This window comes from Atlantibacter sp. MEI4A-1023 (genome assembly GCF_056155425.1).
The window spans coordinates 3,073,707-3,097,359 of the sequence record NZ_CM149568.1; the positions used below are offsets into that span (position 1 = coordinate 3,073,707).

Annotated in this window: 20 protein-coding genes; 6 read left to right on the forward strand and 14 right to left on the reverse strand. The window is 56.0% G+C overall.

The window, feature by feature from the left end; genetic code table 11:
• Positions 1-80 precede the first annotated feature (80 nt).
• Positions 81-1,196 (forward strand): AI-2E family transporter, encoded by a 1,116-nt coding sequence (locus tag ACVV26_RS14725; RefSeq protein WP_312978439.1) that lies wholly within the window; start codon positions 81-83, stop codon positions 1,194-1,196.
• Between the two features lie 47 nt (positions 1,197-1,243).
• Here the strand turns inward: ACVV26_RS14725 and mglC are convergent, their stop codons facing one another.
• The 7 genes from mglC to ACVV26_RS14760 form a co-directional block, all read right to left on the reverse strand.
• Complete coding sequence (mglC, locus tag ACVV26_RS14730; protein ID WP_312978437.1) at positions 1,244-2,254, reverse strand: galactose/methyl galactoside ABC transporter permease MglC; 1,011 nt, start codon at positions 2,252-2,254, stop codon at positions 1,244-1,246.
• A 15-nt stretch (positions 2,255-2,269) separates the two neighbouring features.
• Positions 2,270-3,790 (reverse strand): galactose/methyl galactoside ABC transporter ATP-binding protein MglA, encoded by a 1,521-nt coding sequence (gene mglA, locus ACVV26_RS14735; RefSeq protein ID WP_125291636.1) that lies wholly within the window; start codon positions 3,788-3,790, stop codon positions 2,270-2,272.
• 81 nt (positions 3,791-3,871) lie between these two features.
• Positions 3,872-4,867 carry a galactose/glucose ABC transporter substrate-binding protein MglB gene (mglB, locus tag ACVV26_RS14740; protein WP_474797948.1) on the reverse strand — a complete coding sequence of 332 codons (996 nt, stop codon included), beginning with the start codon at positions 4,865-4,867 and terminating at the stop codon, positions 3,872-3,874.
• Between the two features lie 272 nt (positions 4,868-5,139).
• Positions 5,140-6,165, reverse strand: coding sequence for an HTH-type transcriptional regulator GalS (gene galS, locus ACVV26_RS14745; protein ID WP_474797950.1), 1,026 nt, complete (start codon positions 6,163-6,165; stop codon positions 5,140-5,142).
• Between the two features lie 153 nt (positions 6,166-6,318).
• Positions 6,319-7,476 (reverse strand): DUF418 domain-containing protein YeiB, encoded by a 1,158-nt coding sequence (gene yeiB / locus ACVV26_RS14750; RefSeq protein WP_474797952.1) that lies wholly within the window; start codon positions 7,474-7,476, stop codon positions 6,319-6,321.
• Between the two features lie 15 nt (positions 7,477-7,491).
• Entirely contained in the window at positions 7,492-8,160 is a 669-nt protein-coding gene (folE, locus tag ACVV26_RS14755) for a GTP cyclohydrolase I FolE (protein WP_312978428.1), read from the reverse strand.
• Positions 8,161-8,264: 104 nt separating this feature from the next.
• Positions 8,265-9,413, reverse strand: a complete 1,149-nt coding sequence (locus tag ACVV26_RS14760) for a YbfB/YjiJ family MFS transporter (RefSeq protein ID WP_474797954.1) — start codon at positions 9,411-9,413, stop codon at positions 8,265-8,267.
• 151 nt (positions 9,414-9,564) lie between these two features.
• Here ACVV26_RS14760 and fghA point away from each other — a divergent pair, with 151 nt between their 5' ends.
• Positions 9,565-10,407: an S-formylglutathione hydrolase gene (gene fghA, locus ACVV26_RS14765; RefSeq protein WP_474797956.1), complete on the forward strand. Its 843-nt coding sequence runs from the start codon at positions 9,565-9,567 to the stop codon at positions 10,405-10,407.
• A gap of 51 nt (positions 10,408-10,458) precedes the next feature.
• Here fghA and cirA read toward each other — a convergent pair whose 3' ends face one another.
• The 3 genes from cirA to yieE all read right to left on the reverse strand — a co-directional run bounded on the left by cirA (position 10,459) and on the right by yieE (position 15,140).
• A complete protein-coding gene (gene cirA / locus ACVV26_RS14770; protein ID WP_312978422.1) occupies positions 10,459-12,423 on the reverse strand; it encodes a catecholate siderophore receptor CirA in 1,965 nt (654 codons plus the stop codon).
• Positions 12,424-12,648: 225 nt separating this feature from the next.
• Positions 12,649-14,118 carry an amino acid permease gene (locus tag ACVV26_RS14775; protein WP_474797958.1) on the reverse strand — a complete coding sequence of 490 codons (1,470 nt, stop codon included), beginning with the start codon at positions 14,116-14,118 and terminating at the stop codon, positions 12,649-12,651.
• A 155-nt stretch (positions 14,119-14,273) separates the two neighbouring features.
• Positions 14,274-15,140, reverse strand: a complete 867-nt coding sequence (yieE, locus tag ACVV26_RS14780; RefSeq protein WP_474797960.1) for a DNA-binding transcriptional regulator YeiE — start codon at positions 15,138-15,140, stop codon at positions 14,274-14,276.
• Positions 15,141-15,262: 122 nt separating this feature from the next.
• Between yieE and ACVV26_RS14785 the strand changes: the two genes are divergently transcribed.
• Both ACVV26_RS14785 and nfo read left to right on the forward strand, forming a co-directional pair.
• A complete protein-coding gene (locus ACVV26_RS14785) occupies positions 15,263-16,309 on the forward strand; it encodes a YeiH family protein (RefSeq protein ID WP_474797962.1) in 1,047 nt (348 codons plus the stop codon).
• A 72-nt stretch (positions 16,310-16,381) separates the two neighbouring features.
• Positions 16,382-17,239: a deoxyribonuclease IV gene (gene nfo / locus ACVV26_RS14790; RefSeq protein ID WP_474797964.1), complete on the forward strand. Its 858-nt coding sequence runs from the start codon at positions 16,382-16,384 to the stop codon at positions 17,237-17,239.
• Positions 17,240-17,297: 58 nt separating this feature from the next.
• Here the strand turns inward: nfo and fruA are convergent, their stop codons facing one another.
• From fruA to fruB, 3 genes are read right to left on the reverse strand one after another with little or no spacing between them, the layout of a single operon-like run.
• Positions 17,298-18,995, reverse strand: a complete 1,698-nt coding sequence (gene fruA / locus ACVV26_RS14795; protein WP_474797966.1) for a PTS fructose transporter subunit IIBC — start codon at positions 18,993-18,995, stop codon at positions 17,298-17,300.
• A 16-nt stretch (positions 18,996-19,011) separates the two neighbouring features.
• Positions 19,012-19,950 carry a 1-phosphofructokinase gene (fruK, locus tag ACVV26_RS14800; protein WP_125291623.1) on the reverse strand — a complete coding sequence of 313 codons (939 nt, stop codon included), beginning with the start codon at positions 19,948-19,950 and terminating at the stop codon, positions 19,012-19,014.
• Complete coding sequence (gene fruB / locus ACVV26_RS14805) at positions 19,947-21,080, reverse strand: fused PTS fructose transporter subunit IIA/HPr protein (RefSeq protein WP_474797968.1); 1,134 nt, start codon at positions 21,078-21,080, stop codon at positions 19,947-19,949. The genes fruK and fruB overlap by 4 nt, the downstream gene beginning before the upstream one ends.
• 350 nt (positions 21,081-21,430) lie before the next feature.
• Here fruB and setB point away from each other — a divergent pair, with 350 nt between their 5' ends.
• Positions 21,431-22,612 carry a sugar efflux transporter SetB gene (setB, locus tag ACVV26_RS14810; protein ID WP_474797970.1) on the forward strand — a complete coding sequence of 394 codons (1,182 nt, stop codon included), beginning with the start codon at positions 21,431-21,433 and terminating at the stop codon, positions 22,610-22,612.
• Here setB and ACVV26_RS14815 read toward each other — a convergent pair.
• A complete protein-coding gene (locus tag ACVV26_RS14815) occupies positions 22,609-22,863 on the reverse strand; it encodes a YkgJ family cysteine cluster protein (protein ID WP_312978407.1) in 255 nt (84 codons plus the stop codon). The two genes, setB and ACVV26_RS14815, sit on opposite strands and share 4 nt — an antisense overlap.
• Positions 22,864-23,018: 155 nt before the next feature.
• Between ACVV26_RS14815 and yeiP the strand changes: the two genes are divergently transcribed.
• Complete coding sequence (gene yeiP, locus ACVV26_RS14820; protein WP_312978405.1) at positions 23,019-23,591, forward strand: elongation factor P-like protein YeiP; 573 nt, start codon at positions 23,019-23,021, stop codon at positions 23,589-23,591.
• Positions 23,592-23,653 lie beyond the last annotated feature (62 nt).

Below are 23,653 nucleotides of genomic sequence, written 5' to 3' on the forward strand. Positions count from 1 at the left end.
GGAAACTGTCCTCATTTATACAGCGTCTACACTGACTTATGCGCAACGCGTGTGTCACACGCCGTCAAAAGGGAATAACTATGCTGATGGGAAAAACCTCAAAAATACTTTTCGCGCTGATACTGGCGCTGGTCACGCTGGCACTCTGGAGTATTTTACGCCCCTGGTTCTCCTCGTTACTTTGGGCCGCTATTCTCGCCGTCATTTTTTACAAAATGAAAATTTGGTTGAGCCGCGCTACCGGGGGCCGCAATGGCCTGGCGGCGCTGCTGACACTGGTGGTGATCTGCTTAATTGTTTTCACGCCGTTAGCGATTATCGCCTCGTCGCTGGCACGGGAATTTAATACTGTCTATCAGAACCTGCAAAGCGATAACGCCAATATCGCCAGGCTGTTTTACGAATATCTCGGCTATCTACCTGACTGGGCGCGCGGCCTGCTGGCGGAATACCAGCTCGATAATCTTACCGATATCCGCAGCAAACTGTCTGACGTTGCCATGAAAGGCAGCCAGTATGCCGCTGGCAGCGTTCTGCTGATCAGTAAAAACACCTTTAGCTTGGCGGTAGGATTTGGCGTGATGCTGTACCTGCTGTTCTTCTTCCTGAAAGACGGCGCGCGGCTGGTGGAACTGGCGTTTAAAGCGATCCCGCTGGAAAACAACATGAAATACCGCCTGTTCGCCCGCTTTGCCGCCGTGGCGCGCGCCACGGTAAAAGGCACCGTGGTGGTAGCAGTAGTTCAGGGCGCGTTAGGCGGCATTGCCTTTTACTTTGCGGGCATTGAAGCCAGCCTGCTGTGGGGCGCGCTGATGGCGTTTCTGTCGCTGATCCCCGCGGTGGGGACGGCGCTGGTGTGGATCCCGGCGGCGATATATCTATTCGCCACGGGTTTGATTATCAAAGGCTTGTTACTGACGCTGTGGTTTGTGGTGGTGGTTGGCCTGTCGGACAATATTCTACGTCCGCTGCTGGTGGGTAAAGACATCCGCATGCCGGACTGGCTGATCTTGATCACGACCCTGGGCGGGTTAAGCATTTACGGCATCAACGGCTTTGTGATTGGCCCGATGGTCGCGGCGCTGTTTGTCACCTGCTGGAACTATTTCTATCAGGCTGACCAGGAGAAACGGCGGCTGAATGGCGATGAATCGAAAGTGCCTGCCCAGCAGGAGATCACCCCGCCTAAGCGCTAATACAAAAAAAGCCCCCGATATCGGGGGCTGGACGAAACAAGTCAATATTACTTCTTACGGGCGTATTTCAGGGAATCCAGAGCAACCGCAAAGATGATGATTGCGCCTTTAATGATGTACTGCCAGTACGGGTTTACGCCGATATAGGTCAAGCCGTAGTTGATAACCGTAAAGATGATCACACCGGTTACCACGCCAATCACTGTACCCACGCCGCCGCTGAACGACACGCCGCCAACTACGCACGCGGCAATCGCATCCAGTTCATACATAAAGCCGAGGTTGTTGGTGGCAGAGCCGATACGGCCTGCTTCCAGCATACCGCCGAAGGCATAGAACACGCCGGACAGCGCATAAATCATCAGCAGGTTCAGGGCCACGTTAACGCCAGACACTTTCGCCGCTTCCGGGTTGCCGCCGATAGCGAAAATGTTTTTACCGAAGCGGGTTTTGTTCCACAGGATCCAGACGAACGCCACCGCAATCAGCGCATAGAAGGTGATGTAGGAGAGCCGGAAACTGCCCAGCGCCACAAAGCCCTGGGTAAAGGTTGAGAAGCCGCTGTCGAAACCGGAAATCGGCGATGCGCCCACAAAGTCGTAATACAGGGAGTTAATACCGTAAACGATAATCATGGTGCCCAGGGTGGTGATAAACGGCGTTACGTTCAGGTAAGCGATAACGATGCCGTTGATCAGGCCGATAATCGCGCCGATAGCGCAGACAATCAGGATCACCACCGGAATCGGCATGGTGGCCATTTCCGGGAACACTTTGTTGGCGTTTTCCATCGACTGCAACAGGGTTGCTGCGACCACCGCCGCCAGGCCAACCTGGCGACCGGCAGACAGGTCAGTACCCTGGGTGACGATAAGCCCCGCCACGCCCAGCGCGATGATAATACGGACCGAAGACTGGGTCAGGATGTTACTTAAGTTCAACAGGCTTAAAAAAGTCGGATCCTGGAAAATAATAATGGCCAGCAAAACTAAAAGGACGACGTAAATACCGCCTTCTTTCAGATAAGTGAGAAAACTTTTCTTATTTAACGCACTCATGAGGAGCCCCTGATATTAAAGGTGCAAAGACGCAAGACGCAAAATTTCATTCTGCGACGTCGTTTTGGTGTCAACAATTCCGGAAACGAGACCATTGCTCATCACCAGAATACGGTCGGTTATTCCTAACAGTTCTGGCATTTCGGAGGAGATGATAATGATCCCTTTGCCTTTTTTCGCCAGTTCAGCAATCAGCTGATAAATTTCAAACTTCGCGCCGACGTCAATACCGCGGGTCGGTTCATCGAGCATTAATATTTCCGGCTGGGTTAACAGCCAGCGCCCGATAATGACCTTCTGCTGGTTACCACCGGAAAGCGAACCAATCTGGGTGCGATGGCCCGGCGTTTTTACGCGCATGGCATCAATCACCCATTGGGTGTCGCTCTTCATGCGGGAATTATCCAGCAACCCGACTTTGTTTTTGTATTTGCGAATGTTGGAAATAAGCGAGTTAAAGCCGATATCCAGATAGGCATAGATACCCGTTGAGCGACGCTCCTCGGTCACCAGGGCAAAACCGTGGTTAATGGCCTCATTAGCGTTATGGTTATTAATTTGTTTCCCATGCAGCTTAATGGTCCCGGCGGATTTTTCGCGAATACCGAATAAGGTTTCCACAATATCGGTACGCTTGGCACCCACCAGCCCGGCAATACCTAAAATCTCGCCTTTATGCAGATCGAAGCTGACGTCGCGAATCGACGGCTGACGCAACGAGGTCAGGTTTTTCACTTCGAGGATCACTTCGCCCGGCACGTTTTCTTTATCCGGGAAGCGCTGGTTCAGGGAACGGCCAACCATCATGGCGATGATCTTATCCATGTCCAGCCCTTCCAGCGGTTGGGTGGCAATCCACTGACCATCACGAAGAATGGTTATTTCATCGCACAACTGAAAGATCTCTTCCATTTTATGGGAGATATACACGATGCCGCAGCCGCGCTCTTTCAATTTACGAATAATTTTGAACAGATGATTGACCTCTTTTTCCGTTAAGGAAGATGTCGGCTCATCCATAATGACGATTTTAGCGTCATAAGAAAATGCTTTGGCGATTTCGATCATCTGCATCTGCGATACAGAAAGCGTACCTACGCGAGCGCGCGGATCGATATCAATATCCAGCTCATCAAAAATCGCTTTGGTATCGCGGTACATTTTGTCCTGATCGACAAACACGCCTTTGGTGGGATAACGGCCCAGCCACATGTTGTCCATCACGGAGCGTTGTAATACCAGGTTTAATTCCTGGTGAACCATTGAGATGCCATTTTCCAGTGCTTCCTTGGTTGACTGGAAATCGATCTCTTTCCCCTGGAAAAGAATGCTGCCGGAATCTTTTTTATAGATCCCAAAAAGGCATTTTAATAATGTCGATTTGCCCGCCCCGTTTTCCCCCATTAATGCATGGATAGAATGCGGGCGAACTTTCAAATTAACATTATCCAGTGCCTTAACGCCCGGGAATGACTTGTCGATACCACTCATTTCTAACAAGTATTCGCCTGAGGATTGCGTATTCGTGCTGACCATAGTTATACCTGGTGGCGTATAGGTTGACGGGTATGACGAGTTTAAAAAAGGGCGCAGCTCGCGCCCTTAAAATACGGCTTATTATTTGTTGGTGAACTCAGCCAGGTTGGCTTTATCAACACCGACGTAAGGAATACGTACAACTTTGTTGTCGATTTTCCAGTTAGTACCGTCAGCGGCACCTTTGCCTTCCGCCAGGTTTTTCGCCAGATCGAAGGTTGCTTTCGCCTGGTTGTTGGCGTCGTTCAATACAGTACCGGCCAGAGCGCCAGATTTAACCAGCGCCAGGGCTTCCGGCAGGGCGTCAACGCCGAACACCGGAATGGATGATTTGTTGTGGGCTTTCAGCGCTTCAACCGCGCCCATTGCCATGGCGTCGTTGTTCGCGATAACCACTTCAATTTTGTTGGCGTTCGGACCGGACAACCATGCGTCCATCTTGTCTTTCGCCATTGCGGTATCCCACATCGCGGTATCAAGTTGCAGCTGCTGGGTTTTGATGCCCTTGTCGTTCAGCTCTTTGATCACGTAAGTGGTACGCGCTTCTGCATCCGGGTGTCCCGGCTCGCCTTTCAGCAGTACGAACTGAATCTGGCCGTCTTTGTTCAGATCCCAACCCTGGTTTGCAGCCCAGTGTTTGGCAATCAGGTCGCCCTGAATGATGCCGGATTCTTTGGAGTCAGTTCCTACGTAGTAGGCTTTATCATAGCTATCCAGCGCTTTACGGGACGGCTCTTTGTTGAAGAACACGATAGGAATGTTCTGGCCGCGCGCTTTTTCAATCACCGTGCCCGCCGCTGCCGGGTCAACCAGGTTGATTGCCAGAGACTTCACGCCTTTCGCCAGCAGTACGTCGATTTGGTCGTTCTGTTTGGACTGGTCGTTCTGCGAGTCGTTCATCAGCAGTTGAACATCCGGAGAGGCGGTAGCTTCCTTCTCAATCGCCTTACGCACAACAGACATGAAGTTATCGTCATACTTATAAATGGTCACGCCGATACGATCGGCTGCCTGAGCAGCGGTACCAAACAGCATGCAAGACATCACAGCGGACAGAGTCAACACCTTCTTATTCATGGTATCTCCGGTATTTGCAGGGTAGTTCTTATGAATAATGGACGGCAGGACAGCGTGGAATTCACGTTACTGACTGCCTGAGTTCATTTATGAAAAAATTCTTCCGTGACAGGTAACGCTCCCGTACTGCGTGTTATTTGCGCTTTCAGGCTTGTCGTCTATGGTTATCGTTACATAGTGTTTCAGCCCCTAAAACGCTGACATCATAGTCAGCGCCTTGTTAAGATACTGTGAATTTACTCACAGATTGAAAGCGGTTACATCACTCAGATTTATAAACTAGTGATCGGAGCCACAATTTGGCGGCCTGTGACCGAGTGACGACGCACTAAAGTCGGCATAAAACAGTGGCTTGCTGCACTATCGAACTGCCCCTGCGAGCCCTGTAACGCCAGCTCTGTCGCCAGCCGCGCCATTGAAACAATGGGGTAACGCACCGTGGTCAATTGCGGGTCGGTGTAACGCGCCATCGGGATGTCATCAAAACCAATCAATGACAAATGCTGCGGCACGGCAATACCGTTATCTTTCAACGCCGTCAGCGCGCCTGCCGCCATGCCATCGTTATAAGCAAACACTGCGGTTAGCTGGAGATTACGGCCCAGCAGCTCCACCATAGCCGCCTCGCCCCCCTGCATATCCGGCGAACCGGTGCCGACCCAGCTTTCAGGCACGACAATCCCCTGCTCCGCCAGCGCACGCTGCCAGCCTTCACGGCGATGATCGTTATCTTCAATGGCGTGGCTTGAGGCCAGATAACCGATGCGCTGGTGGCCGTTGCTTTGCAGCATCCGCGTTGCCATCATCGCACCGGTGATGTTATCCAGGCCCACGCAGCGGTGCTCATAGCCGGGGACGATACGGTTAATCAGCACCATGCCGGGGATCTGATCCATAAACTGCGCCAGTTCGTCATCGCCCAGTTCCTTCGCATGAACAATCAACGCGTTACAGCGATGGCGAATCAACACCTCAATGGCATGGCGCTCTTTTTCTGCTTCATGGTAACTGTTGCCGATGAGGACATATTTTTGATGCTGCTGGGCAACGGTATCCACCGCTTTCACCAGCGCGCCGAAGAAGGGATCGGAGACGTCCATCACCACCACGCCGATGGTATCGCTGACCTGGGTGGCCAGCGCCTGGGCATTGGCGTTGGGGCGATATCCCAGCTGGTTCACGGCCTGCAGGACCATCTCGCGCGTCTCTGGGCTCACCAGCGCGCTGTTGTTCAAAACCCGGGAAACGGTGGCGACGGATACGCCCGCCTGACGTGCGACATCACGAATGGTGATCATAACCATCATCCTGTTTATTTTGGCAGCAACTCACGAATACCCCCTGTGTTAAGCTCAGGATATTCTGTCAGCGCGTGAATATAAGCTGCGTGAAGCGCATCACACCGCTGAAAACGGTTACATGCAAAATGTTAATGATTGTGATCTGGATCGTTATCTGTCTGTGCGGGAAAGGCTAACCCCTGACGCCCGTGCGGTTAATTGCCGCCACAGCCATTCCACCGGTCCCTGGCGGAAATAACGCAGCCACCAGACGGAGAACAGCAGGTTAACGGCCCATACCGCCGGAACAAAGGCCAGCAGTTGGAGGCGGTCGAATTTCATAAACAGACCAAAGCGATTGAACAGCGTGGTGCAGATCAGGGTTTGCAGCAAATAGTTGCTGAGCGCCATCCGCCCGACGCAAACCACCGCGCCGGTGATGCGCCAGCGGGAAAGCTGCGGCCAGAAGCCGTAAATGAGCGCGGCGTAGCCCAGCACCTGAAACGGCGCGCTCAGCTCGCGCGGAGCCTGTAACAGGAAACCGCACCAGCGGTAGGCCCAATTGAGATGCCATTGCAAAAGAATCGACGGCAGGTTAATCGCCACGCCAATCAGTATCAGAACAGCGCCCGTGCGCCGGTAGTACCCTGGGCTAAACTGCCCTTTCAGCCAGCCGCTGCGCATCAGCGCCGCCCCGATCAGCATCAGGCCCGCCAGTTGCCAGCCATACTGCGCGCCTAGCGCAAGCAACATAGAGGAAAGCAAATCCGCGCGGTAGCGAATAGCCTCCATTCCCCCTTCGGTTCGCCAGAACTGTTCCAGTTGCAGGGCAGACTCATCAGGTATCCAGGCGCGATTAAGCTGATCGCCAGAAATCAAGCCCAGCAAAATTAATACCCCCAGCCCCACCAGAAACAGCATCAGGCCGGTATTGAATAATGACTTCACGCTGGGGGCGTCGCGGATTAATCGCCAGCTGATCAGCCCCACCAGCCCGTAAGCCAGCAGAATGTCGCCATCCCACAACAGCAGACCGTGGCAAAAACCGAGCAAGACTAATAGCGTCAGGCGTGACTGTATCCAGCGCTTGCCGCGCACCAGCAGCATTTGCAGGCCCGCACCGAACAGCAGTGCAAACAGGGTCAGGAACTTCACCTGGGCAAACAGGTCGAGCAGCGCCCAGGCCCAGGCGTCGCGGGAGGTGATATCGCCGTACCAGGCGGGATTGAGATAGGCGGCTTTCGGCAGGCCGAAAGCCATAATATTCAACAGCAGGATGCCAAGAATGGCAACGCCACGAACCGCGTCAAGCGTGACATTTCGTTCCATGCATCCGGCCTTCTGTTAGCTGTGGTGACGCACCGCGCGCAAAAATTCCTGACGCGTATTCTGGCTGGACTTGAACAGCCCGCCGAGCGAGGTGGTGGTCGTCGCGCTGGTTGCATCGCGAATGCCGCGCGCTTTCACGCAGTAATGCACCGCATCAATAGACACCGCCACATTGTTGGTGCCAAGCAGGGTTTGCAGGGCGACCAGGATCTGTTGGGTTAAACGCTCCTGCACCTGAGGTCGCTGGGCGAAGAACTGCACGATGCGGTTAATTTTCGACAGGCCGATCACCGACTCTTTGGGAATATAGGCCACGGTGGCTTTCCCGTCGATGGTCACAAAGTGGTGTTCGCAGGTGCTGGTCAGGGTAATGTCCCGCACGGTCACCATTTCATCGACCTTCATTTTGTTTTCAATGACGGTGATTTTCGGGAAGTTGGCGTAATCCAGGCCGGAAAAAATCTCATCGACATACATTTTGGCGATGCGATGCGGCGTTTCCATTAAACTGTCATCGCTCAGATCCAGATTGAGCAGCTGCATGATTTCGCTCATATGATCGGAAATGAGGCGCTTGCGGGTTTCGTTATCCAGTTCGCGCAACGGCGGACGCAACGGCGTCTCCAGACCGCGGGCGACCAGCGCCTCATGAACCAGAGCGGCTTCTTTACTGAGTGATGACATTTATTTTTCTCCTGCAGGTGTGGCGTACCTCTGCCCTCACCGGGGCAAAGTGCGCATTCATTGTGCGTGAGCCGGTGCACATAATCCAGTATTCACCATGATAATTATTGAAATTGGTCTGGCCTTTCAGCCTCACGCTTCCAGACCAGCCCGGCGGCGATAAACAGCGCCACACCGGCAATCCACAATGCGGGCTCCAGCCTGCCGGTAAAGGCGGTGGAGAGCGCCGAGGTCATTGGCCCGCCCAGTTGCCCAACGGCATAGCCAGTGGTTAATAGCCCGGCCATATAACGGGTATGCTGCGGTGCCAGCTCGCGCCCGTAGAGCAGAGAAAGCTGCACCGCGCATAAAAAACCGCCGCCCACCAGTAACGCGCCGACCACCAGCCCCGCCATCGCTGGCAATAACGCGGCGCCCAGTACCCCGAGCCCCTGTAATAACAGCACCACCGCCAGCCGCTGGTTGCTGGACCCTACGTGGCGCAGGGCGATACTCAACGCGATACCGCACACCGCCGCGATGCCAAACACCGGCCAGACGAACTGCGCCATAAAGCTGCCGGGAAAGCGCGCCGCCGCCATTTGCGATAAAAACGTGGCGGGCAAAATGTAGCCGAAACCGGCGAGGCTGTAGCTCCAGACCAGGCGCTTCAGGCCGGGCGTGAGCGTCAAAGGCTGCGGCTGGTTCTCCGGGCGGTGCAACTGCCCTTTACGCGGCAAATTACGCGCGATAAGGCCAATCAGGACCAGCGCCAGCACCCCGTAAACCAGCCAGCCCTGATACGCGTGCAAATCTCCTGCCTGGATGCCAACGGCCAACAACCCGCTAATGGTGATGCCCGCGCCCGGCCCGGCGAACACCGCCGCGCTTAACCCCGGTTTGCCGAAATGCGCCAACTGTTCGTTGGTCCAGGCGGCGATCAGCACCATCGCCCAGCCGCTCATACAACCAATCACAAAACGAATAACGGCGTGGCTCCACGCTTCCGGGGCCAGGGCAGAGAGCAACGTCAGCCCTACCGCGCCCCAGACGCCGAGATGCAATCGGCACTCCACGTGGCGGTGCGCGCGCATCGCGTCCCACGCCCCCACCAGATAGCCAAGATAGTTAATCGCCGCCACCAGCGCGGCGCTGGTCAGGGTTAGCTGCCCTTCGGCTATCATTAACGGCACCTGTGGCGTAAAAGCAAAACGACCAATACCCATCGCCACAACCAAAACCAGAAAACCCGTTATCGCAATTCGCAGCGCCACGGTCACTCCATTTGTTACAATGCGGTTATATTGATGATGCAGGATAGTGCAATAAAGCTGAACTGAATTTTTTTCACCGTAAAATGAACAACCTGCGTATGCTGCTTAAATGAATAACTTGCGTCCCCTTTCGATACCCCAAGGAGCCATTATGGAGATGATTGAAGAGCACCGCTGTTTTGAAGGTTGGCAACAGCGCTGGCGTCACCCTTCAGAGGTGCTCAACTGCACCATGACCCTGAGCGTATTTTTGCCGCCGCCGGTTTCCGCTAATCCGCCGCCGGTGTTGTACTGGCTCTCGGGCCTGACCTGCAATGATGAAAACTTCACTACCAAAGCCAACGCCCAGCGGGTTGCGGCGGAGCAGGGGATCGTGCTGGTGATGCCGGATACCAGCCCGCGCGGCGATGATGTGGCGGATGCCGACGGCTACGACCTGGGCAAGGGCGCGGGTTTTTACCTGAATGCAACCCAGGCACCGTGGGCGGCGCATTACCGGATGTACGATTATCTGCGCGATGAACTCCCGGCGCTGGTTCAGGAACACTTTAACGTCAGCGATCGTTGCGCTATCAGCGGTCACTCGATGGGCGGCCACGGGGCGTTAATCATGGCGTTGAAAAATCCGGGCCGCTTTACCTCGGTTTCCGCGTTTGCGCCCATTGTGAACCCGGTGCGCGTACCCTGGGGCCAGAAAGCGTTTAGCGCTTATCTGGGAGAGGATCAAAGCCAATGGGCCGCGTGGGACAGTTGCGCGCTAATGGCGCAGGCGCAGGCTGAACATCAGATCCCCACGCTGGTGGATCAGGGCGATAACGATCAGTTCCTGGCGGATCAGCTCCAGCCTGCGCAGCTGGCGGAAGTGGCGCGTCAGACCGGCTGGCCGCTAACCCTGCGCATCCAGCCGGGCTACGATCACAGCTACTTCTTTATTGCCTCGTTTATTGAAGATCATCTGCGTTTTCATGCTGAACATCTTTTTGCTGAGGCATAATAAAAAAAGGGTATCCCACCAGGGATACCCTTCTCACTTCTCAGCGACCCATCAGAAGCGGTAATCCATCGCGACAAAGTAACGACGGCCGTCTTCGTTATAACTGTAATCTTCACGGCTCAAGTCTTTATCGCCGAGGTTCATTACGCCGGTACGCAGTTTGACATTCTTCGTGGCCTGCCATGCCGCGCCTGCGTTCCAGATCACGTAGCCGCCGGTGGCAGTGGTGGCTGCCGTGGTGGCGCGCTGTTCGCCGGTATAGTTGCCCGACACGTAGAAAGACCAGTCTTCCAGCGGCGTCCAGTCTACGGTGCCGTTGGCGGTATGGAACGGCAGCGATGACAGCGGTTTGTTGCCGCCCGCGCTCAGGTCACGCCCGTCGTTATAGGTGTAGTTCAGGGTCAGTTTCCACTGGTCGTTGAACGGCACTTTCAGCTCGGTTTCTACGCCGCGAATCCGGGCTTTGTTAACGTTGTAATAGCGGAAGATCGGCTCGCCATCACTGTTGAACCCTACAAAGTTGCTGTAGCTCGGCGCCAGCGTGCGGCTTTGCGTACGGTCGATGTTGATCATATCGTCAATGTCGTTCTGGAAGGTGGTGACGCTGGCGGTTACGCCCTCCAGCCACCCTTCTTCCCCGGCGTAGTACAGGCCGAGCTCGTAGCTTTCACTGGTTTCCGGCTTCAGATCCGGGCTACCGACGATTTCGCACGCGCCACGGCAGGAACCGGTAGTCCAGTCCGGGCTCAGTTGCAGCAGCGAAGGCGCTTTAAACGCGGTGGACCAGCCGCCCTTCACCGTCAGAGTGTCGGTGGCGTTGTAGACCAGATACGCACGCGGGCTCCAGTGGTCGCCGTAGGTTTCGTGATCGTCCATACGCAGACCAGCGGTCAGCGCCAGCGGATCGATAATCCGCCATTCGTCTTCCAGGAACAGCGCGTACTGGTTAGCAGAGGTTTCGCTGCTATTGCCGCCCGTCAGGTTGACCGGATCGTTGAGTTTGTCGTGGCGGTATTCGCCGCCGAAGGTCAATAACTGGTTGATCGCGCCAATTGGCAGCACGTATTTCCCGTCGAGGGTATTACTTTCGGAGGTAATGGTGCCGGTGCTGGCAGGGTCTTTATTATCGAGTTTTTCACCGTAGAAGCGCAGCTCGCTGTTGCCTAAATCCCAGCGTCCGTTGTGGCCAATAGCGTAAGTTTCGCGCTCGAGGCGGTCTTTGGCGAGGGAATCAGAATCACGGTCCTGGCGATCGCGACCGTAAGAGAAGTCGATGTCGTGGTCCTGGTTCGGGGTCCAGTTGAATTCCACATTGGCGTCGCGGCTGGTGAAGCCTTCGATACGCGGGGTTTCGCCGGTGCTGGTCGGTTGCTGATCGTCTTTTTCACGCTTTGACAGGCTGCCATACACTTTCACGCCCAGCACATCGTCAATCAGCGGGCCGCTGGTGAAGAACTGGCCGTTGTAAGTATCACCGCGATCGCGGTGTTCCTGGATAGTGGTATCTGCGGTAACAGACCCGTGCCAGCTTTTGCCAACTTTACGGGTAATGATGTTCACCACGCCGCCCAGGGCGTCGGAGCCGTACAGCGAGGACATCGGGCCGCGCACCACTTCGATACGTTCGATGGCGTCTACCGGGATCCAGTTCAGGTCGAAATCGTTATGGCGGAACACTGCGTTACGGGAGTTCACCCGCTTGCCGTCTACCAGAATCAGCGTGTAGCTGCTGCTCAGGCCGCGAATACTGACGCCCTGGCGGTTATCGCCTTCATTAGTCAGCTGCACGCCCGGCACTTCTTTCAGCACCTCTTTCAGGTTCTGAACCGGTTTACGCTGCAAATCTTGCTGGGTGATCACGCTGATACTGGCAGGTGCATCTTTCAGGTTTTGTTCGGTAGACGATGCAGTGACAACCATCGTCTCTTCTGAATTGTCAGCAGCCATAACGGGCAAGGTCAGAGTCAACGCGGACGCGCACAGTCCTCCCCTAACCAAAGGATTCAGCCTAAACATTCCTTATCTCCATGAGGTGAAAAACAACACATTCAACTCATCGCTCACACTGCTGCGCCCCCGCATCGAGGCGGGTGGCTTTTTACGCGGCTAACCATAAAGCAAACGAGAATGCTTATCAATTAAATTGTTAAAATTTGTTGTGAAAGGGATAAATTGTGGAGAAAGGTTCAGCAGAGTCGCGCGGGGGAAAAGAAAAAGGCGCGGGATCCGCGCCTTAAGCCGTTATTTTTTAATGCGATCCGGGAATTCCATTTCGCTGTACTTCACAAAGTGCGAGCCCTTCGTCAGCTTGTAGCCGAACCAGATAATCAGGAACAGCGGGATGCCGATATAGGTCGCCGCCACGCCGCCCCAGTCGATGGTATCAGACAGGAAGGCTTCATAATTCTGGCCGAGCGTAATAATCAGGCACAGGACGAAGGCGAAGATTGGCCCCAGCGGGAAGAACCCGGAACGGTACGGCAGATCGTTAATATCACGGCCCTGCATCACGTAGCCGCGACGGAAACGGTAGTGACTAATGGCAATCCCCAGCCAGGCGATAAAGCCAGTCATCCCCGAGGTATTCAGCAGCCACAGGTACACGGTCTGGTTGCCGAACATCGAGGTCAGGAAGCACAGGCCGGCAACTACGGTAGTGGCATACAGTGCGTTACGCGGTACGCCGCCACGGGACAGTTTGGCGAAGATACGCGGCGCTTTGCCATCACAGGCCAGGGTGTACAGCATACGGGTTGAGGCATACATGCCGGAGTTACCCGCCGACAGCACCGCCGTCAGGATCACCGCGTTCATGATGGCCGCAGCAGAGAGCAGGCCCGCGTGCTCAAACACCAGGGTGAACGGGCTGACGCTGATGTCTTTGACATCGTTACGCAGCAGGCTCGGATCGGTGTAAGGAATAATCAGGCTGATGATAAGAATAGCGAACACATAGAACAGCAGGATACGCCAGAACACCTGGCGCACCGCGCGCGGAATGTTCTTTTCCGGGTTCTCGGATTCGCCCGCCGCAATGCCGATAAGCTCGGTGCCCTGGAAAGAGAAGCCGACGATCATCGCCACGCCGATCATCGCGGCAAATCCGCCAGCGAATGGCGCTTCGCCCATTGTCCAGTTGCTCCAGCCCGCCGGTTGCGAACCCTGGAAGATGCCCAGGATCATCAGGATGCCGACGATGATAAATACAATCACCGTGGTCACTTTGATCAGCGAGAACCAGTATTCGGTCTCACCGAAACCGCGCACCGAAATGTAGTTAATCAGGAACATAATGGCGAGGAACAGGGCGCTCCAGATCCAGCCGGGGGTGTCCGGGAACCAGTACGTCATCACCAGTTGTGCGGCCACCAGGTCAACGGCGATGGTCACTGCCCAGTTGTACCAGTAGTTCCAGCCCAGCGCGAAGCCGAAGCCCTCTTCCACATATTTCTGGCCATAAGTAGCGAACGAACCGGAAACCGGCATATACGCCGCCAGTTCGCCGAGGCTGGTCATCAGGAAATACACCATCAGGCCGATCAGAATGTAAGAAAGCAGCGCGCCGCCGGGGCCCGCCTGGGAAATGGTCGCGCCAGAGGCGACAAAAAGCCCGGTGCCAATAGAGCCGCCAATGGCGATCATGGTCAGATGTCTCGCCTTTAATTCACGGCGTAAGCCAGGCGCTTGTGTGGTTTTCGTTTCGCTAACCATATAAAAATAATGCCCATCCATAAAATGAGGCGCGATTGTAGCAGAGCGTTTCCGGATATCGTGGCAGAAAATCGCGGTTATAAGAGACCTTCATGATCGGGGGAAGATTATAAGTAAAGCCGTCTTTGGGGGATGTGCAAGACGGCTTTTTCACGCTATGGCCCGCAATAGCCGATAAAGCGCTGCAACGCCCGGGAGAGGTGCTTTTGCCGGTGATGAATACGGTACAGCGTGCGCACCGGGCGGGACAGCGGCAGTTCCAGCTCCACCAGCGTGCCCGCCGCCAGTTGTTCAGCAATCACCCGGCGCGACAGGCAGCTGATGCCCAGACCGTGGCGAACCGCGTGTTTTATGGCCTCGGAGTTACCCAGTTCCATTGAAAGATGGAAGCGCGGCAGATGGGATAGCAGTAAATAGTCGACAATTTCCCGGGTGCCGGAACCGCGCTCGCGCAGGATCCAGGGCGCGGCGGCCAGGCTTTCCAGGGTAACGGGCCCGTTAACCAGCGCATTATCCGGTGCGGCGAAGACCACCAGTTCATCATCCAGCCAGGGCTCGGTGACGATTTCCGACATATGGCACGGGCCTTCGATAAACCCGACGTCGGCGCGAAAATCGATAATTGCATTCACCACGTCCTGGGTGTTACCCACGCTCAGTTCCAGCGGCAAATCGGGGAAATCGCGGCGATAGCGGGCAATAATTTCCGGCAGAATGTAGTTACCGATGGTGCTGCTGGCGTACACCCGAATCGCGCCGTTATCGTTGCGGAACAGCTGTTCGATTTCCCCTGCCTGTTCCAGCAGCGCCACCACACGCGGATACAGCAGGCGGCCATGCTCATTGACCACCAGCCGTTTACCGACGCGGTCAAAAAACTGCACGCCAAGCTGGCCTTCCAGATCGGTGAGCGCCGCGCTGACGGCGGATTGCGACAGCGCCAGCATTTGCGAGGCCTGGGTTGTTGAACCGCTTTTCAGCACTTCAGCAAAGACTTCTAACTGACGCAGCGTGATATGCATAATGTTTCCTTTTCGGCAGCAGTACGCCTGCTTACCACTTATAAAGATTAATTATAAATATATAATCAATTTTATTTTTAAGCTACCGCGCCGTAAGCTTTTCCCGGACAAAGGAGAAGGTTATGGCAGAAATTACCTTACAGACTCATCGCCATACGGTATGGCATTTTATTCCCGGCCTGGCGCTGTGCGCGGCTCTCACCGGCCTGGCCCTGTGGGCGGGCGCTATTCCCGCCGTTGCAGGCGCGGGCTTCAGCGCCCTGACGCTGGCGATCCTCGCCGGGATGGTTATCGGCAACACGCTGTATCCAAAAATCTGGCAGCAGTGCGACGGCGGCGTATTGTTCGCGAAACAGCATCTGTTGCGTTTAGGCATTATTCTTTATGGCTTCCGTCTGACGTTTTCGCAAATTGCTGAAGTGGGCGTCAGCGGGATTGTGATTGATATTCTGACCCTGAGCAGTACCTTTTTACTGGCCTGCTTTTTAGGGCAGAAAATTTTTGGGCTGGATCGGCAGACCAGCTGGCTGATTGGCGCAGGCAGCAGCATTTGCGGCGCGGCAGCGATTCTGGCGACCGAACCGGTGATCAAAGCCGAGCCCAGTAAAGTGACGGTTGCGGTCGCGACGGTGGTGATTTTCGGTACCCTGGCGATTTTTATCTACCCGCTGATGTACCCGCTGCTGGCCCACTGGTTCAGCCCGGAGAATTACGGCATTTTTATTGGCTCGACGATGCATGAAGTCGCCCAGGTCGTGGCTGCCGGGCACGCCATCAGCCCGGATGCAGAAAACAGCGCAGTGATCGCCAAGATGCTGCGCGTAATGATGCTGGCACCGTTTTTGATTTTCCTGGCGGCGCGGGTAAAACAGCTGGCTCCGGCCGGCAGCGCCCAAACCGGCAAAATCACCATTCCGTGGTTTGCGGTGCTGTTTATTCTGGTGGCGATTTTTAACTCGCTCCACCTGTTGCCTGTCGCCCTGGTGGAGGCGTTAATCACCCTGGATACGGTACTGCTGGCGATGGCGATGGCGGCGCTGGGGCTTACCACCCATGTCAGCGCCCTGAAAAAAGCCGGTGCTAAACCGCTGGTGATGGCACTGATGCTGTTTGGCTGGCTGATTATCGGCGGCGGCGCGATTAATCTGGCGGTGCATCACCTGCTGTAACCGGCGCGGCGCTTTCCACACCGCAGCGGCTATGATAAAAAGCGTGCTTTGCAGGTCAGACAGGAGAATGAGATGAAATATATTGGCGCACATGTCAGCGCATCCGGCGGCGTGGAGCAGGCCGTGACCCGCGCGGTAGAGATTGGCGCGAACGCTTTCGCCCTGTTTACCAAGAACCAGCGCCAGTGGCGCGCGGCACCGCTTAGCGGCGAAACCATCGATAATTTTAAAGCCGCCTGCGAGCAACATAATTTTAAACCGGGGCAGATCCTGCCGCACGACAGCTACCTGATTAACCTCGGCCATCCGGTGGATGAGGCGCTGGAGAAATCCCGTGACGCGTTTATCGACGAAATGGCGCGCTGCCAGCAGTTGGGCTTATCCCTGCTGAACTTCCATCCCGGCAGCCATCTCAAGCAGATTAGCGAAGAGGCTTGCCTGGCGCGCATCGCCGAATCCATCAATATTGCACTGGCGAAAACCGACGGCGTGACGGCGGTGATTGAGAATACCGCCGGACAGGGCAGCAACCTGGGTTTCCGCTTCGAGCATCTGGCGGCAATTATTGACGGCGTGGAAGATAAAACGCGCGTTGGGGTGTGCATCGATACCTGTCACGCCTTCGCGGCGGGCTACGATTTGCGTACCGATGAAGATTGCGAAAAGACCTTTGCTGAATTCGAGCGCATCGTCGGGTTTCAGTACCTGCGCGGCATGCACCTCAACGATGCCAAAAGCGCCTTTGCCAGCCGGGTGGATCGCCATAACAGCCTGGGCGAAGGCAACATCGGCCACACGCCGTTTAGCTGGCTGATGCGCGATGCGCGCTTCGACGGCATTCCGCTGATTCTGGAAACCATCAACCCGGACATCTGGGCAGAGGAAATCGCCTGGCTGCGGGCGCAGCAGCATGAAGCCGTGGCTGTCTGAGCCATCTTAAAATGCAAAAAGGGCAGGTTCTCACCTGCCCTTTTCTTTAATGCGTAAATTACGCGGTTTTGGTGTTCAGCTCCGCTTCCGGACGCTTCAGGAAGGCATATGACAAACCCGCCAGCAGCGTACCGGCAACGATAGCGAACAGATAACCCAGAACCGGGGTAATCGCACCAGGGATCAGCAGCACGAACAGACCGCCGTGCGGCGCCATCAGTTTCGCGCCAATCGCCATTGAGATAGCGCCCGTTACCGCACCACCGACGATACAACAGGGCAGAACGCGCATCGGGTCACGTGCTGCGAACGGAATCGCCCCTTCGGAGATAAAGCACAGGCCCAGCACCAGCGCCGCTTTACCGCCTTCCTGCTGGCCTTTGTCGAATTTACGACGGGCAACCAGCGTCGCCAGGCCCATCGCCAGCGGTGGCACCATACCGGCCGCCATAATCGCCGCCATCGGCGCGTAGGTTTGGGTACTCAGCAGGCCAACGCCGAACGCATAGGCCGCTTTGTTCACCGGCCCGCCCATGTCGGTACACATCATACCGCCGAGGATAGCGCCCAGCAGGACCGCGTTGGCGGTGCCCATAGTTTGCAGCCAGTGAGTCAGGCCCGCGAGGATGCCCGCGACCGGTTTGCCGATCAGGTAGATCATCGACAGACCGACCACCAGGCTGGAGAGCAGCGGAATGATCAGGATCGGTTTTAGCGCTTCCATGCTCGGCGGCAGCTTAAGCTTCGTGCTGATGGCTTTCGCCACATAGCCCGCCAGGAAACCGGCCAGAATACCGCCGATAAAACCGGAGCCGGTGCTTACTGCCAACATGCCGCCAATCAGGCCCGGCGTCAGGCCCGGACGATCCGCGATGGAAAACGCGATATAACCCGCCAGGACCGGCACCATCAGCGCAAAGGCTGAACCACCGCCGATCTGCATCAGCGCCGCCGCCAGGGTATCCGGGGTTTTAAAGGCCTCGATACCAAACGCGAAGGAGAGCGCGATACACAGGCCGCCCGCCACTACCATCGGCAGCATGTAAGAGACGCCGGTCAACAGATGGCGATAGGCGCCCGCGCTCTGTTTTTTGCCTTCCTGAGAAGACGATGACGCCGCCTGTTGGGCTTCATACGGTTTGGCTTCTGCTACCGCTTTATCCAGCTCCTGGGCGGTTTTCTTCAGCGCCAGACCGGTTGAAGTGCGGTACATCGGCAGCCCGGCGAATTTCGCCAGATCCACTTCGATATCCGCCGCCACAATCACCAGATCTGCCTGAGCGATCTCTTCCGGGGTGATAGCATTGCCCGCGCCAACGGAGCCACGGGTTTCTACTTTTACCCACCAGCCGCGTTTTTTGGCTTCGGTTTCAATAGCTTCAGCCGCCATAAAGGTGTGCGCCACGCCGGTCGGGCAGGCGGTGACGGCAACGATGCGTTTCGGGCCTTTGGCAAGGGGGGCCGCTGCCGCAGGGGCAGCCACCGGCGCGCTGTACGGCGCGGCTTTACCTTTGGCTTCGCCCAGAAACAGTTCGGGGTGCAGCACGGCGCGATCGATATCGCCCAGATACACCTTTTTACCGTTCAGCGCGGTATCAGCAGGGATCGCGGTGCCGACCACAATGGCCAGTTCTGCGTCGTTCGGGTTATCGATAATTTCCAGGTGCGCTTTGTGAGCCGCCGTGCCTAGCAGGGTTTTCGCCATGTATGCACGGGCCTGCCCGAGGCTCGGATCAATTATCAGCAGCGTTTTCATTATGTCTCTCCTGCTGTCAGTTAAAGGGTTGGAGGTCGACGCGCGCCATCATTGCGGCCAACTGGGGTCTGTCGGTGATACCGACGTTGCTCTGGCTAACGGCCAGCGCCGCGACAGCGGTCGCCAGACGTAATGTGTGTTCGCTGGATTCACGCATCAGCAGCCCGTAAATCAGGCCACCGACCATCGAATCCCCCGCGCCTACCGTGCTGACCACTTCACAAGACGGCGGCCTGGCGATCCATTCGCCAGAGGCGTTAACCCACAGCGCCCCTTCCGCACCCAGAGAAATCACCACGTGGGCGATGCCCTGCTCACGCAGCGCGTGAGCGGCTTCGATCACATCTTTCAGTTCCGGCAGCTTTTTACCGGCCCAGATTTCCAGCTCGCGGCGGTTGGGTTTTACCAGCCATGGCGAGGCCTTCAGGCCGGCCACCAGCGCTTCGCGGCTGCTGTCAAAAATAATGCACGGGCACTGGCTGCGCAGTTTAGTCATCCAGTCGGTGAACGCTTCCGGGCTGACGCCGGACGGCAAACTGCCGCTGACGCAAACCATATCAAACTGGCCCAGCCAGCTCAGGGAATCATTCACGAAACGTTCCCAGTCGGCTGGCGTCACTTCAAAACCCGAGAAATTGAAATCGGTGACTTCGCCGTCTTTTTCGGTAAGTTTTACGTTGATACGGGTACGGCCCTGAACCACCTGGAAACGGTTGGCGATGCCGAGTTCGCTGAACAGTTGCTGAAAGCCGTCCTGGTTGTCCTTGCCGAGGAACCCGCCCACAGTGACATCAATGCCCAAATCTTTGAGCACTTTGGCCACGTTAATGCCTTTACCCGCCGCGTGCAGGCCGGTGGTGCGCACGAGGTTCACTTCGCCGCGCTCAATGTCCGCACAGTAACCGACCAGGTCATAGGCCGGGTTTAGGGTAATGGTAGCGACACGTCTGCTCATGCTGCGCCCTCCCCAAGACCGGCGGCGATGGCTTCGCCAATCGCTTTCAGCGCCTGTTCAGCATCTTCACCCTGCGCGGTGAAACGCAGGCGGTGGCCCTGCTTCACGCCCAGCGCGACCACTTTCATCAGGCTGCGGCCGTTAGCCGGTTTACCGCTGCCGTCGAGGTTGGTGACGGTAATGTCGCTGTTGAATTGCTTAACGGTGTTTACCAGCACGGTGCCCGGACGGGCATGCAAACCGTGTTCGTTACGTACCACGAATTCCGCGCTCAACACGTCTTCCTGCGGCGCGTCATCGCTGGTCAGCAGCGCCAGCAGGGTTGCCCCATCGGCGTTCACCAGGCGGTCCGCTTTCTGGTTGATAATCAAATCGCTTACACGCTTCAGCACCGTGACCGGCTGGCTGTCGGCCATGACGACGGTTAACAGCATCGCCACGCTCTGCCCGTCGACGTCAAACGGCGTCGCGCTGCGGCTGACGGCGATGGCGCTCACCAGGTTGCCTTCTGCGCTGTCGTTCAGCCAGATACCGTGGCCGAGATTAAGCGGGGTGTCGTTGATGACATTGCTGACAAAGCGGCTGTTTACTGCACCAACCGCTTTCAGACGGCCCGCGTTCAGCGCCTGTAGCGTGGTTAAATCAGCGGCGGCAACGTCCAGCTGTACGGTGTCGTTATCGAGTTTCAAAGACGCCTGCTGTTTTTCGCCCATCAGCAAGGCGCGCAGTTCTTCTGCGCTGGAGGCGTTTTTTAGCTGTTCGGCTACGTCGTCATCGCTTAACACATGGGTAAGCTGACGCAATAAACCGAGGTGTTCATCGGAACTGGCGGCGATACCGATAGCCACGTATGCGGTCTGCCCTTCGCCCCACGCAATACCCTGCGGGAACTGAAAAACTTTAACGCCGGTTTTCAGCACCTGATCGCGCGTGTCGGTGGTGCCGTGAGGGATGGCGATGCCATTGCCTAAATAGGTGGACGTTTGCAGTTCGCGGGCCAACATACCGTTGACGTAGCCGTCAGCCACGTTGCCGGCCTGCGCCAGCGCAGCCGCAACCTGCCGGATCGCCTCGTCTTTACTCCCGGCGCTGGCGCCTGGGTGAATATCTTGCACAGATAACTGGAACATAACTCTCCTCGCTCGCTGAAATTGAATCGTTTCAGCCATCATGAGAAAAAATGCGCCCTCTCAATGTGGCAAGCCAATAAGACGACGCTGAAACGTTTCGCGAGTGTGTAGGCATCTGCCGAAACTGGCAAGTTTTGTTGTTAACGGGATGTCAGATTTTTGAGTTTCCGCACACTTCAGCAGCCCGACACTGAACTTAGCTGAAATTATTTTGGGTATTTCAGCCAGCCGTCAGCCCCTGTTCAGCACTGAAACTGCGGTTCAAAAAAGCAGGGAATTGACCTGACACCCTGTTTATTTGCCGCCGCTGCGCGTAAACTGCGCACCTTGCTAAAATCTGAACCTCCAACATGTCTAACAACACCACCGCACTCCCCCCACGCACGTTCGATATCACGTCCGCGTCATTCTTAATTGTGGCCTTTTTGACCGGAATTGCTGGCGCATTGCAAACGCCGACGCTGAGCCTGTTTCTGACCACCGAAGTTCACGCCCGTCCGGCGATGGTTGGATTCTTCTTTAGCGGCAGCGCCATCATCGGCATTATGGTGAGCCAGTTTCTGGCGGGGCGTTCAGATAAAAAAGGCGACCGCAAAACGCTGATCTTCGCCTGCTGCCTGCTGGGCGCGCTTGCCAGCCTGTTGTTCGCCTGGAACCGCAACTATTTCGTGCTGCTGTTTGTCGGGGTTTTTCTGAGCAGCTTTGGCTCAACGGCCAACCCGCAAATGTTCGCCCTTGCCCGGGAGCACGCCGATAAAACCGGTCGTGAAGCGGTGATGTTCAGCTCGATTCTGCGAGCCCAGGTGTCGCTGGCGTGGGTCATTGGCCCGCCGATTGCTTACGCGCTGGCGATGGGATTTGGCTTTGACGTGATGTACATCAGCGCGGCATTCGCCTATGTGCTGTGCGGAGCGATTGTCTGGTTTTTACTGCCTTCAATGCGCAAAACGCCGGTGCCGGTGAGCGCTAAACTCGAAGCGCCGCGCAGTAACCGCCGGGATGCCCTGCTGCTGTTCGCTGCCTGTACGCTGATGTGGGGCACCAACAGCCTCTACATCATCAATATGCCGCTCTATATCATTAATGAACTGCATTACCCGGAAAAACTGGCGGGGATCATGATGGGCACGGCTGCCGGGCTGGAGATCCCGACCATGCTGATCGCCGGTTACTACGCCAAACGCTGCGGCAAGCGCTTCCTGATGCGCATCGCCACCATAGCCGGGCTGCTGTTCTATATCGGCATGCTGACCTTCCACCACCCTGTCGTCCTGCTGGGCCTGCAACTGCTGAACGCCATCTATATTGGGATTCTGGCGGGTATCGGCATGCTCTACTTTCAGGATTTAATGCCGGGTCAGGCGGGTTCCGCCACCACGCTTTATACTAATACCACCCGCGTAGGCTGGATTATTGCCGGGTCGATGGCCGGGATCATTGCCGAAATCTGGAATTTCCATAGCGTGTTTTACGTCGGGCTGGCGATGATCGTGCTGACGCTGTGGTGCTTGCTGCGGATTAAAGACGTTTAAGGCGCAGTCTGCGCCTCCAGCCAGATAAGGTACTGCATCGCCTGGGGACGCGACTCGCCGCACATCTCCCGTGACGGCTTCAACCCCGCGCACACCGCCGGGCGCAGCGGCGACATAAAGATTTTGCAGCGCTGATGTTCATCAAGCTGCACACAGGGCGTATTGGCGGGCTTGCCCTGCGGCATACCCGGAATGGGGGTGGAGATAGAGGGCGCGGTACAGCATGCGCCGCAATCTGGACGGCATTCCATTCTGGGCTCCGGGGAAGTATTGAGCGGCGACTTTAACAGGCGGCCGCGCCTGGCACTATGACTTTTACAGCAAATACAAATCCGCTTGCCACAACCGCAAGCCACGAGTAGTTTGACGCGATCTTTTATAAGACCCTATTAACAGGATTTTCCCAATGCCAAGAGCGAATGAAATAAAGAAAGGTATGGTTCTCAATTACAACGGCAAGTTGCTGTTGGTGAAAGATATTGATATCCAGGCGCCAAGCGCCCGTGGCGCGGCCACGCTGTATAAAATGCGCTTTTCCGATGTGCGCACCGGTCTGAAAGTTGAAGAGCGCTTTAAAGGCGACGATATCGTGGATACCGTTACGCTGACCCGCCGTTTCGTCAATTTCTCCTACGTTGACGGCAACGAATACGTGTTTATGGACGCGGAAGACTACACGCCGTTTATCTTCAACAAAGAGCAGATTGAAGACGAACTGCTGTTTATCCCGGAAGGCGGTATGCCGGATATGCAGGTACTGACCTGGGACGAACAGTTGCTGGCGCTGGAACTGCCGCAGACCGTAGACCTGGAAATCGTGGAAACCTCTCCGGGCATTAAAGGCGCATCCGCCAGCGCCCGCACCAAGCCTGCGACCCTGTCGACCGGCCTGGTCATTCAGGTGCCGGAGTACCTGAGCAACGGCGATAAAATCCGTATTCACATCCCGGAACGCCGCTACATGGGCCGCGCCGATTAATTGATCATTCAGGGGCAGCGATGCCCCTGTTTGTTATTAGCAGGTTCTTAAATCGATTTAGC